We start from the raw sequence: 14,323 nt of genomic DNA on the forward strand, positions 1-14,323 counted from the left end.
TCCATTAATGCTCTTCTTATCCCAAGCGATATGGGATTTTAACGAAATAAAATGCTCAGCATCATTACCTTAAACGGTTTAGATTTCGCCATACTTGCAAATTGTTACGCGATATGGCAATTGCATATTTTTTTGGATTCGTTACTACTTCCCTTTACTAAGGTCAAAACAAATACAGGCATTCGGTAACCGTTCAACCAGTGCTCAACTTTGTTCAGTCAGACCTTTTCACTATAGTTGGCTATGTTATGAGACCTGATCGGATGAAAATGTAGCGCTGATGAACGGTTACAGGATCTATTGAATACCTTATCTTGAAATTATCCGGCGTACGAATATGGGTTATTTTTACCAGTTTCAGTATATTATACTTCTTCAGGCAATTATCATAATAGGGTCTTCAATCATCTCCTTAATTCTTTTTAAAAACCTAGCCCCGGGTGCTCCATCGATAATCCTGTGGTCTATAGTCAAGCTCAGTGTTATTCGTTTTTCTGCAATTACGGTGTCATTACGAATGATGGGCTTTTTGACAATCCTTCCGACCCCTAATATAGCACTTTCTGGGGGGCGAATAATGGGAGTAAAATAGTCAATTTCAGCAGATCCCAAATTCGATATGGTAAAGGTCCCATCCAAAAGATCATCCGGAGAGAGCCTTTTCTTTCTTGTTCGGTCAACTAGTTCTAAAATATCCTTGTCGATTTCTCTAATACTTTTAAGATCTGGATTTTTAACAACCGGTACGATAAGCGCATCATCGTTCTCCATAGCCAAACCTATGTTGATTTGCCGCCACACACTAATGTTATCCCCCTCAACGCTTGAATTGATCCTAGGGTGATGCCGAAGGCACATCGCACATATTTTCATCAAAACAGCATTGTAGGAAACTTTGCGCCCATTGCTCTGAAGTCTTTCTCGAAGGTGGACTAAAGGTTCGGCACAGGCTTCTGTATGCAACGTTAATTGAGCTGATTGGCTAAGACTTTGGAACATGTTATCGAAAATGTTCCGCCTAACACCTTGAATATGAACGCTTTCAGAAACCTCTTTTGCAACTGAATGTTCGGAGATTGTTTTGTTAGAAAAGTTATCATCTTGTTTTGAAATCTTAGACAGTTCCTCTATGCTTCGTAGGATATCTGTCTTTATAATCCGTCCGCCCGGGCCAGTACCTGTTACAGTTCTTAAGTCGATATTGTGCTCATTAGCAAAAATGCGGGCCAGCGGTGATGATTTTATATGTCGATTCTTCGTAGATTTTTTTTCTGTATTTTTCGCCTCAGATATTTCCTTTAGACCGTTATTAGAAGCTGACAAATCCTCACCAAAAGGAAGTTTCTTAACAATTTGTTCATATTCAGTGCGGTTTTCTGCTACATAGGCTACAACCTCCTCAACATCGCAGGTTTTTCCCTCCGGATAAATTGGGTAAATAATCCCACCTGAAGGAGAGCAAACCTCGAAGGTGACTTTGTCAGTCTCTATTACCAAAACAATTTGTTCTTCTTTAACTTCCTCCCCCGCGCTGGCCTTCCAATTTACCAACGTCGCTTTTCTCATAGACACGCCTAGCTTGGGAATCTTAATTTCAATCATATAATTACCTCATATTCTTCACTATCTGTTTCCATTGCTCTCCAGATAACTTTTTTTTAAAAAACGAAATAAATCACATTGGTCATCCCACCCCACCAGCGACCTGATAAAGATCAAATCAGTCCACCATATAACCCGGCGGGCATTTTGAAACAAAAATATTTGTTATTTTTTTCCAAAGGAAACGCAATAGCAGCCACATGATAGTGCAAGTATTTATTCTATTTGCCCGCAGGATTAATAATCTCACTCTTTTGCCCTTGCTTATTTTTACCTATTGAGTGCTTTGTAAACAGCTTTTTTGATTTTTTCAGTACTCGGAATTACCAGTTGTTCCAAGCATGAACAATAAGGGATAGGCACATTTAGGCCGCCAACTCGTTCAGGGGGCGCATCGAGGAAATCGAATGCTCGATCACAAATCTCTGCAACAATATCGCTTGCCATACCACCTCTGAGGTTCGCTTCGTGCACTACCACAATCCGATTTGTCTTTTCCAGCGAGTCAATTATTGTTTCATAATCGAGAGGAAGCAGCGATCTTAGATCAATAACTTCACACTCTATTCCTTCCTTGGCGAGGGTTTCAGCAGCTTCGAGAGCTTTGACCACCATCATGGAATAACTCACAATAGTAACATCAGAACCTTCTCGGATAACCTTTGCTTTGCCTATAGGGATTGTATAATCCTCTGACGGCACTTCTCCTTCCAACGTATAAGAGAGTTTATGTTCAAAGAAAATGACCGGATTATCATCTCGAATAGCGCTCTTCAAGAGGCCTTTCACATCTTCGGGGAAAATTGGAGCTATAACCTTTAACCCAGGGACATGGTTAAACCAAGCCTCAAACGATTGAGAGTGTTGCGCAGCTTGACCGTCGCCACCCCCGAAAGGGGCTCTGATTGTTAGAGGCATGTTTATCTTACCTCCGAACATGTATCGTTTTTTTGCTGCAGTGTTAACTATCTGGTCCATCGCAAGGGTTATCCAATCACAATAGAGAATCTCAACAATCGGTCGTAACCCAGTTGCTGCAGCCCCGATGCCAATACCGGTAAACCCCGCCTCAGAGATTGGTGTGTCACGAACCCTCCACTCTCCAAATTCTTTCAACAAACCTTTGGTCACGGCGAATGCCCCGCCACGAAGTCCGACATCACAACCGAAAATGGTCACATTGCTATCGCGATTCATTTCTTCTTTTATCGCATCATTAATCGCCTGTCTCACAGAAATTTTCACAGCCATAGCCTCCTTCATTATATAATTTCATCATTGGCGTAAAGATCCTTAAAAAGCGTATCAGGAGTAGGATCATTGCATTGATTTTCAGCATATTCTACTGCATCAGAAATATCATTTTTCGCACGCAATTCTATTTCTTCAAGGCTTTTGGGGGGAACGTTATTTTCAATTAAATAGTGCTTCATTCGGGCGATTGGATCGAGCTGCCACCAAACCTCCATAGCTTTAGGGTCACGATAACTCTCATCATCAGCAACCCAGTGGCCCACGATTCTCATGAGGCGCGCTTCAATCAATGTTGGCCCTTGACCAGCTCGAGCTCTTTCGGCAGCTGATTTAACTGCTTTATACACGGCAAAAGGATTAAATCCATCCGTTAGTATTCCAGGAATGTCATAAGCTACAGCCCTTTTATATACTTCGGGCTGAGCAGCGACTCTGGTAAATTCTGTACCTACAGCCCAGTAGTTATTTTCAGTCAAAAATATAACCGGGAGTTTCCAGCATCCAGCCATGTTGATCGATTCATGCCAAACGCCCTGGCTTGTCCCGCCATCACCATGAAAACAAACTGTTACACTTTTTTTATTGAGAACAACTGATGAGTAAGCCGCTCCGACAGCCAGTGCCATGGCACTTCCAACAATACCTGCCGCACCTAAAATTCCCTGCTCGACATCGGCAATGTGCATTGAACCGCCTTTGCCACAGTTGTATCCTTCAACGCGGCCGTAGATTTCCGCCATCGTTTTTCTCACATCTCCACCTTTGGCGATAACATGCCCGTGTCCACGATGGGTGCTGGTAATATAATCGTCTTTTGCCAATGCCATGCAAGCGCCTACTGCTATTGCCTCATGACCTGCGTATGAATGAGCTATCCCACACATTTTATTAGCCATCCATAATTCTTTAAGTTTCGAATCATGTTCTCGAATCAGATTTAACAAATAATACATTTTCATTTGATCATCTAACGAGAGATCTTCTGGCGCATTATCCATCGCCTCATAACATGGAAAGGCATCAAGGATTTCCTTCGAAACTTTATATGTCATAATAATACCTCCTCGAATCAGTAATACTTTCGATATTACTGCTTAAATTATCAATACTTGGAATCGCTGGTGTAAAATCAAGTCTTACTTTACGCAACAGTCCGTAACCATCCACCATCAATATAATATTCAGACCCTACGCAATAACTTGCCAAAGGAGAACAGAGAAAAACGACAAGGCTGGCTATCTCTTCTGGGCAAGCAAACCTTTTGATAGGAACCTCCTTAACTATTTGTTGAATAGCTTCATCTTTGTTTATAACTTGCTTCTCAGAAATATGCTTAACCAATTCATTCATTCCCGTCGTTTGAGTATATCCAGGATTTATGCAATTGACTCGGATATTGTCTAAAATAGCTTCGTTAGCCAAACATTTAGAAAACATTATTAAGGCAGCCTTGGTTACTGCATATATTGGATTGTCACTCAATGGTTGTTTTCCACAAATAGAAGCAATGTTAATAATTCCGCCACCTCCCCTTTGCCGCATAATAGGGATTAATCCTCGAGACATTCTAACTGCTGCCATCACATTAATGTCCCAGTTAGACGACCATTTTTCGTCATCCGCATCTTGAATCATTTCTCTGCTGCCGCCAAGGCCAACATTATTGATTAAAATGTCAACACCACCAAAATCATTTTCTATTTTATTTAATAATTCAATGTATTGTTCACTTTTACTAAGATCAATCATCATTGACAATGCTTTGACGCCATACTTTTTTTCAATCTCTTCTGTACTCTTTTTTGCGAGTTGTTTGTTGGAATCTACAATAAAAATATGAACACCCTCCCTTGCCAGACCCTCTGCTATAGCGCGCCCTATTCCAGAGGCGCCAGCTGTAATTACTGCCTTTTTCCCCTTCAATTTCAGATCCATATCTAGACTCTCTATAAAAATGTTCCGAATAGCAAGATGTACAAAACTCACATCCATCACCCGTTATAGTATATTTCTGAGGTACTGATCCCTACATGTCCAAGTGGTATTTTATCACCTGGCCCCTTTGAACAAGTCTCGAACATAAAAGCCTCTCCTTGGAGTATTATACCCTGCGCACATCGAAGAGGCTTTTTTTTGCACCAGTAAAGAACAAACTATGAATAGTCCATCAGCATACAACAGTGCTTACTGGCCGGCCTTCAACGCCTCTACAATCCATCCATCGAACTCTGCTTGGTGTTCCGCAACCCATTGCTTAGCGTGGCGTTTAATATCCTCTGTTGTTTTCTCTCCTTTGTACATTAGCAAATTTTGTTTTGAAGTATCTGCTGTTGAGATCTTCACTAGTTCGAAGAATTTTTTTGCAGCTGGATTATCTTCGATGAACTTTTTACTGGCGAGTATATAGTTATCCAGCACGCTAAATCCGGTATTACGTCCGTTTGAAAGAATCGTCGTTGGTGCATTTTTTTGCCCTGGGGGCAAACAGGTGAATGGCACTGACAGAGGCACAACGTCAGCACCAGGAACCAAAATACCAGATACCCACTGTGGTTCCCAAGTATAGTACAGAATTGGTTGCCCACTTTTGTAACGCTGGATGGTATCTGCTATCAATGCGAAATAGGAACCTTGTAGGTGGGTAACTGTTTTAGTCAGCTCGTAACATTTAAGGTGGTTTTCGATCTCACGTTCACAACCCCATCCCGGATTGCAGCCAGTAAGATCAGCCTTCCCATCGCCATTCTCATCAAATATTTTGGCAATATTTGGATCCTTTAATTGATCAATACTATGGATGTTATATTTTTCAGCAGTTTTTTTATCGATAAAATACTGCTGGGCATTGCCAGGCTGGAATGGGCCAAGCTTGACCATAGTTTTATCACCACCAGCCCGCTCATAAAAAGTATTATGTAGCGGTTCCGAATAATGCGCGCAATAATCACCATCACCTTGACCTAGAGCAACAATCATAGTGGTAATTTCAAGTTCTGTTATCGGTGCTATTTTGTATCCAAGCCTTTCAAGTCCAATAGCAATTATATCATCCCATATGCGTTCTTCGAGGATATTATTAGCTATCGGCCTTATCGTCTTGCCTTTACCTGGAAGTTCAGCGCGTAAAGGACTTACTACCATGCATAATGCAAATACCATAACCGAGAGACAGCATAATTTTTGTTTATTGAATTCAAAACATTGTTTCATAGTACCCTCCTTTAGAATATTTATGGTGCTTTTGTTTCGATAATTGTATGCCCGCTTCAAAGGCAGTGGCTACAATTATACTCCTCAAAACATTGTTTCAATGTACCCTCCTTTAGAATATTTATGGTGCTTTTGTTTCGATAATTGTATGCCCGCTTCAAAGGCAGTGGCTACAATTATACTCCTCGTCGGAGAATTTGGCCTGCTATAATATTTAAGAATGAATCGCACGCCCTAATACAGCCAACGCCCCCTCTCTAATCAACTCCGAGAGGGTTGGATGTGCATGAATCATATTCCCAATATCCTCGGGTAATAGTTCGCTGCACTTGGCCAATAACAATTCATGTATTAATTCTGTAGCTTCATGACCTACGATATGGCCCCCAAGAATCTCTCCAGTTTTTGGATCAGTCAAAATTATTATTCTACCTTCAGTTTTGTTAACGGCAACCGCTTTGCCTACACCACGATAAGGAAATATTGTTTTTCGATAGGGAATATTTTCTTCTTTGGCTTTCTTTTCCCGTAAACCAAAACCTGCCACTTGGGGTTCGCAGTATATTCCTGACGGAATATTTTCATAGTTTAAGCAAGATGTGGTATATTTGTTGGCAATGAATTCTATAGCAATCTCTCCCTCTTTTGACGCAACATGCGCCAGTTGAGGTGTACCCACAACATCCCCAATGGCAAACACATTTTTCACCGCTGTTTGATAGTTGTCGTCTACAGAGATGTAACCTTTATCAGTCCTAAGACCAATATTTTCGAGTCCAATGTCATCGGTATTGGGTGTGCGTCCAAAAACACATAACACTTGGTCAGCCTTTATATCAATCTTGTTATATTTATTATCTTCTACTGTTACTGTCACATCTATGTCTGTTTTTTTTACAGATAATGCCCTAGTGCTTGTCAATACTTCGATCCCTTTTTTAGAAAAGGAGTCCTTTAAAACAGTTACATTATCTTCGTCCTCAAAAGGGAGCAGCTGATCTTGCATCTCAACAATTATTACGTTTACACCAAAAGCATTCATGATGTGGGCAAATTCACAACCGATTGCCCCGCCTCCAAGGATAATTAATTTTTTCGGTAGCTTTTTTTGATTAAGTATTCCAGTTGATGACAATATTTTTTTTTCATCGAATTCAAAACCTGGCACCTGCATCGGACGTGATCCAGTGGCAATTATTATATTACGACCGTGAATTTTTTTCCCATCATCAAGCATAACCGAATTTTTATTTACAATCTTTGCCCGTTTATGGACAATGTCTACCTTATTTTTTTTCAGCAGACTTTCCACTCCTCTTACGAGTGTTTCAACGGATTCTTTGGTTTTTTCTAAAACCTTTGTAAAATCAAAATCTTTAGTATCTATTGCTATACCAAAACTTTTTAGTTCTCGGCGTGATTCAAATATATGGGCTTGAGATATTAATTTTTTTGTTGGAATACACCCGACATTAAGACAAACTCCACCAACTTTTTCCTTCTCAACAATACATGCCTTCAAACCTAATTGTGACGCTCGGATACCGGCAACGTATCCTCCAGGTCCTGCACCAACTATGATTAAATCATACATATTTTCCATTATTCGCTCCTTGAAGTAAAAATACCAAAGTAGTATGAGTTAACTTAATAGAACTAAAATTCTCCATCAAAAATTGATTTTTTTCATAGAATGGTTAAAGTGCCAGAAATCCTTGCAATGGATTTTCAAGTCTTTTCTTTACAGATTGCAAGAAATCTGCGGCTACAGCACCGTCGATAATTCTATGATCCACTGAAAGCCCAAAGCAACTTATATTTTTGCTTATTACTTCACCATTTATGAGGCTTAGTTTCTCATCAAGTTTCCCGACAGAGAGGATGGCGACCTGGGGTGGATTTATGATTGCAGTAAAATAGGCGATATCGAACTGAGCCAAGCTTGACACTGTAAATGTTCCACGAGCTATTTCTTCTCTTGCTAGTTTTCCTTCTCTGGCCCTCTCTATCAATTCCTTTCTATATCTAGCGATTTGACCGAAACCTATCTGATCTGTATTGGGAATCGCTGGAACAATGATCCCATCTTTTAAAGCCACTGCTAATCCAACATTAATATCAGGATTAATATATATGTTATCCCTTTGGATAGTAGCGTTAAAAATCGGATAATCTAATATTGTCAGTGCGACTGCCTTTACAATGAAATCATTAATTGATACACGTACTTTATTTTTTGCTTCTAACTGATCAATGATTTCATCCCTTAGTTCAAGTAGCTTATCCATCTCAACATAAGTAAAGAAATGAATATGAGGAGCTGTAAATGCGCTTTCAGTCAATCTTTTCGCTATAACTTTGCGCATTCGATTCATCGATATGCATTTCCCAAAAACATACTCCTCTTCTAAATCGCCTCCTTCATTTGCTTTCCGAACAATATCAGCTTTAACAATCCGTCCCCCGGTCCCTGTACCAATTACATCATCCGATTTAACACCTAATACATCTGCCACCTTTTGTGCAACTGGTGAGATTTTTCGAGACTCACTTTTTAAAACGTATGAAGATACGTAATTTTCTACATCTTTTTTCATTATAGTCTCGTGTGGGCCGGTAGGTTTAACAAGCGTTAGGTCGACATCATATTTCTCAGCATATTTTTGAGCTGCAGGTGCTATTTTTGTACTCTTTGTTTCTTTTGGGATAGCGTTAGCAGGCAATTTATCTGAATCTTTTGTCGATTCTTTTAACACTGTATTCTCTAAATATGAATCTGGAACTGATTCTCCTTCCGCTATTATTACAGCAATTATCTCTCCGACTGGTACTTCAGATTCCTCCGGATAAAGGATTCGCCCTAAAACTCCAGATTCTGGAGCAACTATTTCAACATTGACTTTATCAGATTCTATCTCCAGCAAGGGTTCATCTTTTTCTACCTGTTCTCCATCCGATTTTAGCCATTTTAAAATTTTAACAGCCTCAACGACTAAACCAAGGTTGGGTATTATAACTTCTTTAGCCATTGATATTCTCCTATTTTCCTAGAAATTCAGTAATGGCAGAAAAAATCCGTTGTTCGTTCGGTATCGTGTAGTCTTCCAGATTAGAAGCAAAAGGAACAGGAATATCATAAGCCCCTAAACGTTGTATAGAATCAATTAGGTAATCGAATCCTTCTTCTGCGACGATAGCAGCTATTTCAGCGCCAAAACCGCAGGTTTTACAAGCTTGGTGTACTACAAGCAGCCGCCCTGTTTTTTTAACGGAAGATAGAATAGTTTCTTTATCAAAAGGACACAAAGTCTGGGGATCAATTACTTCAATTTGTATCCCTTTTTTCTCTAGTTTATTTGCAACGTTCATCACCCGATGGACCATTACCGCGGAGGCTACTACTGTTAAATCCTTCCCTTCTCTTAATATATTAGCTTCACCAAATGGAATATAATATTCCTCTTCAGGGACTGGCCCTTTTTGTCGGTAAAGTTGTATGTGTTCGAAAAATATGACCGGATTATTTGATCGGATCGCCGTTTTCAGCAATCCTTTAGCAGCATATGGAGAAGAAGGCATGACTACTTTTAGCCCTGGCACATGGGCAAACCAACTCTCAAGGCTCTGAGAATGCTGGGCTGCAGAATTGTGAAATCCGCCGATAGGAGTGCGTATTACCAATGGGACTTTGACATTGCCTCCAAACATATACCGCATTTTAGCTACTTGATTCACAATCTGATCCATCGCCACCGTCATAATATCGCAGAACATTATCTCTGCCACAGGTCGCATCCCAGTAATTGCTGCTCCAAGTGCAAAACCGACAATTGCACTTTCTGAAATAGGCGTATCACGCACCCTTTCATCACCAAATTTATTCCAAAGCTTTGGATTTGCGAAATAAGCCCCGCCATAGCGCCCTATGTCTTCGCCTATGACAAACACCTCCTCATTTTTATCCATTTCTTCTTCTATGGCCTCTACAACCGCATCTGCATAACTGATTTCTCTCATGTGTTGTCTCCTCATTCATTCTCAAACAATCCAGCCAGTGCATCTTCAGGTTTCGGAGCTGGGCTATCTTCGGCAAATGCTACAGCCTCTAATAGTTCTCTTTGTATTTCTTTTTCCAGTTGATCGATTTTTTCCTGTGTTATTATATTGTTTTCTATCAAATACCCTTTAAATTGAGCAATCGGGCACTTTTCTATCCATTCCTCAATTTCCTTTTTTGTTCGATAGGTATAATGTCTGTCAAATTCTCCTTCATAGTGCCCTCGCCAACGATACGTTTTACATTCAATTAGACTAGGCCCTTCTCCTTTACGCGCCCGTTCAACTGCTTCCTTAGAAGCCTCATATACGGCAATAACGTCATTTCCATCTACCTTGCACCCCCTTATTCCATAAGCATCTTTTCTGAGATAATAATCCTGAATTAAACTTGACTGCTTGACGGGCACCGAAAGCGCGTATTGATTGTTTTCACAAACGTACACCACAGGCAAATTCCAGACTGATGCCAAATTGAGACTTTCATGAAAAACCCCATTATTACAGCAACCGTCTCCAAAAAAACAAACTGCAACTTGGTTCGTATCTCGCATCTTGATAGATAATCCAGCGCCACTAGCAATGGGCATCCCTCCACCAACAATGCCATTGGCACCAAGGATTCCCAAATCAAAATTGGCGATATGCTGCGACCCTCCTTTTCCCTGGCAGTATCCTGTTGTTTTTCCAAACAATTCCGCCATCATAAAGCGAAATTCTCCACCCTTGGCAATACAATGGCCATGGCCTCTATGAGTTGAGGTTATGAAATCATTTTGCCTTAAGTTGGCACAAACTCCCGCCGCAACCGCCTCTTCGCCTATATAAAGGTGAACACTTCCCAAGATCTTTCGGCGAGCGGCAAGATCTCCAACTTCCTCTTCAAAGTGTCGTATCCGAAGCATCGTTTCCAACAGCTCAATCAATTTTTTCGAATCCATAGTCATTATCCTGTTTTTTTTGAAAGGGGACTAAATAAAGAAACTTTTATCCACGTCATTTTACGACGAAACCTCATCATGATATTTCTTCATGGCATCAGCGTGCCTCCGTTGACACTAATACATGCACCAGTAATATAAGAAGCTTCTTCTGATGCAAGAAAATTAATTACGTTTGCAATTTCAATAGGTTCACCAATGCGATTAAGCGGTATATGGTCAATTATTTCATTTTTAAAAGGCTCAGCGTCGGTTAATAAATGATTAATCATTGGAGTAGAAATAGACCCTGGAGCTATTGAGTTAACCCTTACGCCATAAGGAGCTGATAGTTTAGCTAAAGATTTTGTCATTCCAATAACAGCTGCTTTTGAAGCTGAATAATGAGCGCCTGAAAAAGATCCACCCGTCAAACCTGATTCTGAAGAGATGTTTACTATCGATCCCTTTTTCTGCTTAATCATATACCTCAGAGCAGCCTGGCAGACGAAAAATGTTCCTTTTGCATTTACTGCCATCATATTATCCCATTCCTCTTCTGTTATTTCAAAAACTGAAGTTTCTTTGAAAATACCCGCTGAGTTTACAACTACATCAAGGTTCCCAAGTTTTTCTATTATCATATTTACAACTTTGGAAACCTGCTCTTTCCTCCTAACATCTAGTGGTATCTTAACCGGATTAAGATTGAAGTCTACATCACTTAATTCAACAGCTGGAAAGCTAAAATCGGAACTTATTACCTTAGCTCCATTTTTTATAAAAATATCTGTTGTGGCTGCACCTATTCCACTTCCTCCACCTGTTATAAATACCACTTTTTTGTTTAGATTTAATTGCGTTGTACTCATCGATAAAACCTCCATAATGTAATTAAATTTCTAACCTTTTATCGGTGATAATAAAAATTCGCTATTTCATCTTGTCAAACGGGTTTACCTGCCTCAATCCTGCTGCCATTACACGTTTTATTCTGCCCTATTACAGTGACAAAATTTGCAGGTATCACGACGACACATCTTAGCTAACAAACCTCACGTTATGGGACGCTCGCGACATATTCAGCACAATTTCAACATCACGAAGCTTATCCGAGAACTCATCGACACACATAGTACAGCAAGTTGCGTGCCAAAGTGTTGCACTTTGTCTTGCACTGTGGTCTAGGGATAATTAAGATGGAAGGATTCAGCAGAATAAGGAGGAAATAAAATACATTTATAGCGCTCGTCGACCTGAAAAGTCCTGCGAAATGCCCAGCGGACCAAAAGCAAATACGTTACATTTTTTCGCCAATCATGTTACATTTTGCACGAAAAACTGTGACATCGTTATTAAGCCGTTCATTAATCAGTAGACATATGTTAGGGCATGGAAACTGATGATAGAAGAAAACTTGACCACAAAGGCCTTGAAGCCATCCGTATACTGGTTGTACAGCATTGTGGTAGCTGGAGAGAGCCTCGAAACTGTCACAAAGGCCCTGGGATTTACTAGAACCGTTATCTATCAATGGATTGCGAAATACCGAGAAGGCGGCATTGATGCTCTTTACAGCCGTAAAGCACCTGGCAAGCAACTTCAGAAACTCTATCGAATCATTGTGGAGTAGACCCCCGCCAACTCAAATTCGAGTTTTGCCCTTTAGACACTAGGCATGGTGCGTGAACTGATAAGGCGACGGTTTAAAGTCAGCTTGAGCGAGGTGTCTGTATGACGTTTGCTGAGAAAACTTGACCTGAGTCCCCCGCGACCACAGCGGAAGTCGTACCAGCAAGAAGAATATCTTGTTTTTAAACGGATGGCTGAAGACTGTAAAGAAATCAAGAAGCTTGCAAAAAAAAAAGAGAACGCTGAGATCTTTTTCGGTGATGAATCGACAGTTCGTTCGGACTACCACTCTCTAACCACCACCAGTGCGTGGGATCTGTATAAAAAAATTATGAAGGTGATGCGCTCACTTCAGCGCCGTCCCGAGACAGTAAAGTCGTTCTTCCAGCATCCATGGACGAAATACTCGCTCGTGTCTACTGATTAGCGTACGTATTGATATGTTTGACAGGGTTCAGAACGCCATCAGTCTTCGGGAGTTGTACATTAGCGCAAACAACACCCATAAGATCCTTGCAAGAGGGAGCAAGGGAGAGGTTACGGCCGTTCAATCTTCATTTTTTTCAATTTGTACGCCAAAAGCTGTCTGCTGATACCAAGCGCTTTTGCGGTATGCGTTACATTGCCGCCATATTGGTACAATTTTTCGACGATCTCCCGGCGATCCAGAGTACTGGTTTTTTGGGGGGGGATCACTATGTTGCATGATTTCAATTTTCGATATAAGGTCTTGCGAGAAACCCCCATCAGCATCGCCGCATCGGAGATATTGCCGTCGGTATCATACAACGCCTCGAGAATCTGCTGTTTTTCCGTACCTTCGCCCTCTCGTCCAACCTGATCCGACCTCTCGTTCGCTTTATCGTCAGGTTGCCCAGAATACAACCGCCCCTGCAACGATGGCGAACTTTCCAGCGAAACCGCCGTTGCCCTGGGAATAGGTTTCTGCATCTCGAGGTCAATATTGGAATTGAGATGCCATTTTTCAAGGGTACGATCCCGACCGATCATGTTCAGAGCCCCCTCGATAACATGCTCCAGCTCGCGAACATTTCCTGGCCAGTTGTGGTGCTCGAACAGGTCCATGACCTCAGTAGAGATACCGGAAACATTCTTGTGCATTATCGCACTGTGTTTTGCCAGAAAATGATCCGAGAGAAGAACTATATCCCCTTTCCTTTCCCGGAGCGGCGGCAAGGCGATGCACACCACACTCAAACGATACAAAAGGTCCCGCCGCACCTCGCCAGAAAGAAATGTCTGCTCGATGTCTTTATTTAACGAACTGATAATTTTTACGTTCAGCCGCATCTCCTTGTGCGAACCGACCCGGCAGATTTTCTTCTCCTGGATCGCCCGGAGCAGTTTCGGTTGCATTTCCTGGCTCATGGAATTTATTTCATCGAGAAAAATAGTCCCGCCATGGGCCCTCTCAAACAGCCCCGGCTTATCAAGGGCGCCGGTGAAAGCGCCCCTGCTGGTGCCAAAAAGAATTCCTTCGAGCAGATTCTCGGGAATAGCCGCACAATTGACAGCTATATAGCGGGCCTTTTTTCGCTTGCTGAGATTATGGATGGCCTGGGCGAACAACTCCTTGCCGGTTCCTGTTTCACCGGACAGGAGCACCGGCGAATCAGTCTGCGCAGCC

The 14,323-nt window shown here is 41.3% G+C and carries 12 protein-coding genes; 1 reads left to right on the forward strand and 11 read right to left on the reverse strand.

The window, feature by feature from the left end; all coding sequences use genetic code 11:
• Nucleotides 1-375 precede the first annotated feature (375 nt).
• The 10 genes from BLQ17_RS20380 to BLQ17_RS20425 form a co-directional block, all read right to left on the reverse strand.
• Nucleotides 376-1,602 (reverse strand): dihydrolipoamide acetyltransferase family protein, encoded by a 1,227-nt coding sequence (locus BLQ17_RS20380; RefSeq protein ID WP_092225983.1) that lies wholly within the window; start codon nt 1,600-1,602, stop codon nt 376-378.
• 270 nt (nt 1,603-1,872) lie between these two features.
• Entirely contained in the window at nt 1,873-2,853 is a 981-nt protein-coding gene (locus BLQ17_RS20385) for an alpha-ketoacid dehydrogenase subunit beta (RefSeq protein WP_092225993.1), read from the reverse strand.
• An 11-nt stretch (nt 2,854-2,864) separates the two neighbouring features.
• The gene (locus tag BLQ17_RS20390; protein WP_092225984.1) at nt 2,865-3,908 is read right to left on the reverse strand and encodes a thiamine pyrophosphate-dependent dehydrogenase E1 component subunit alpha; all 1,044 of its coding nucleotides are present in this window, start codon (nt 3,906-3,908) and stop codon (nt 2,865-2,867) included.
• An 89-nt stretch (nt 3,909-3,997) separates the two neighbouring features.
• Nucleotides 3,998-4,792 (reverse strand): SDR family NAD(P)-dependent oxidoreductase, encoded by a 795-nt coding sequence (locus tag BLQ17_RS20395; RefSeq protein WP_092225994.1) that lies wholly within the window; start codon nt 4,790-4,792, stop codon nt 3,998-4,000.
• 249 nt (nt 4,793-5,041) lie between these two features.
• Entirely contained in the window at nt 5,042-6,067 is a 1,026-nt protein-coding gene (proX, locus tag BLQ17_RS20400) for a glycine betaine/L-proline ABC transporter substrate-binding protein ProX (protein WP_218121866.1), read from the reverse strand.
• Nucleotides 6,068-6,281: 214 nt separating this feature from the next.
• Nucleotides 6,282-7,670 carry a dihydrolipoyl dehydrogenase gene (gene lpdA / locus BLQ17_RS20405; RefSeq protein WP_092225985.1) on the reverse strand — a complete coding sequence of 463 codons (1,389 nt, stop codon included), beginning with the start codon at nt 7,668-7,670 and terminating at the stop codon, nt 6,282-6,284.
• Between the two features lie 94 nt (nt 7,671-7,764).
• A complete protein-coding gene (locus tag BLQ17_RS20410; protein ID WP_092225986.1) occupies nt 7,765-9,096 on the reverse strand; it encodes a dihydrolipoamide acetyltransferase family protein in 1,332 nt (443 codons plus the stop codon).
• A 10-nt stretch (nt 9,097-9,106) separates the two neighbouring features.
• A complete protein-coding gene (locus BLQ17_RS20415; RefSeq protein WP_092225987.1) occupies nt 9,107-10,084 on the reverse strand; it encodes an alpha-ketoacid dehydrogenase subunit beta in 978 nt (325 codons plus the stop codon).
• Between the two features lie 11 nt (nt 10,085-10,095).
• Nucleotides 10,096-11,070 carry a thiamine pyrophosphate-dependent enzyme gene (locus BLQ17_RS20420; RefSeq protein ID WP_092225988.1) on the reverse strand — a complete coding sequence of 325 codons (975 nt, stop codon included), beginning with the start codon at nt 11,068-11,070 and terminating at the stop codon, nt 10,096-10,098.
• A gap of 83 nt (nt 11,071-11,153) precedes the next feature.
• Entirely contained in the window at nt 11,154-11,915 is a 762-nt protein-coding gene (locus BLQ17_RS20425; RefSeq protein WP_176761357.1) for an SDR family NAD(P)-dependent oxidoreductase, read from the reverse strand.
• 530 nt (nt 11,916-12,445) lie between these two features.
• Between BLQ17_RS20425 and BLQ17_RS20430 the strand changes: the two genes are divergently transcribed.
• Nucleotides 12,446-12,676 (forward strand): helix-turn-helix domain-containing protein, encoded by a 231-nt coding sequence (locus BLQ17_RS20430; RefSeq protein WP_092225990.1) that lies wholly within the window; start codon nt 12,446-12,448, stop codon nt 12,674-12,676.
• Nucleotides 12,677-13,212: 536 nt separating this feature from the next.
• On the opposite strand, the gene BLQ17_RS20440 is transcribed toward BLQ17_RS20430, so the two are convergent.
• Nucleotides 13,213-14,323, reverse strand: a 1,111-nt coding sequence (locus BLQ17_RS20440) for a sigma 54-interacting transcriptional regulator (protein WP_143005584.1), incomplete at its 5' end; no start/stop codon positions are given.

Origin of the sequence: Desulforhopalus singaporensis, assembly GCF_900104445.1 — a bacterium.
In the GTDB taxonomy this organism is placed as follows: Bacteria; Desulfobacterota; Desulfobulbia; order Desulfobulbales; family Desulfocapsaceae; genus Desulforhopalus_A; species Desulforhopalus_A singaporensis.

Coding starts and splice junctions, on each gene's coding strand:
- BLQ17_RS20425 (WP_176761357.1), bottom strand. CDS start 11,915: ATGAGTACAACGCAATTAAATCTAAACAAAAAAGTGGTATTTATAACA.
- BLQ17_RS20385 (WP_092225993.1), bottom strand. CDS start 2,853: ATGGCTGTGAAAATTTCTGTGAGACAGGCGATTAATGATGCGATAAAA.
- BLQ17_RS20420 (WP_092225988.1), bottom strand. CDS start 11,070: ATGACTATGGATTCGAAAAAATTGATTGAGCTGTTGGAAACGATGCTT.
- BLQ17_RS20410 (WP_092225986.1), bottom strand. CDS start 9,096: ATGGCTAAAGAAGTTATAATACCCAACCTTGGTTTAGTCGTTGAGGCT.
- BLQ17_RS20430 (WP_092225990.1), top strand. CDS start 12,446: ATGATAGAAGAAAACTTGACCACAAAGGCCTTGAAGCCATCCGTATAC.
- BLQ17_RS20415 (WP_092225987.1), bottom strand. CDS start 10,084: ATGAGAGAAATCAGTTATGCAGATGCGGTTGTAGAGGCCATAGAAGAA.
- proX (WP_218121866.1), bottom strand. CDS start 6,067: ATGAAACAATGTTTTGAATTCAATAAACAAAAATTATGCTGTCTCTCG.
- BLQ17_RS20390 (WP_092225984.1), bottom strand. CDS start 3,908: ATGACATATAAAGTTTCGAAGGAAATCCTTGATGCCTTTCCATGTTAT.
- BLQ17_RS20395 (WP_092225994.1), bottom strand. CDS start 4,792: ATGGATCTGAAATTGAAGGGGAAAAAGGCAGTAATTACAGCTGGCGCC.
- BLQ17_RS20380 (WP_092225983.1), bottom strand. CDS start 1,602: ATGATTGAAATTAAGATTCCCAAGCTAGGCGTGTCTATGAGAAAAGCG.
- lpdA (WP_092225985.1), bottom strand. CDS start 7,670: ATGGAAAATATGTATGATTTAATCATAGTTGGTGCAGGACCTGGAGGA.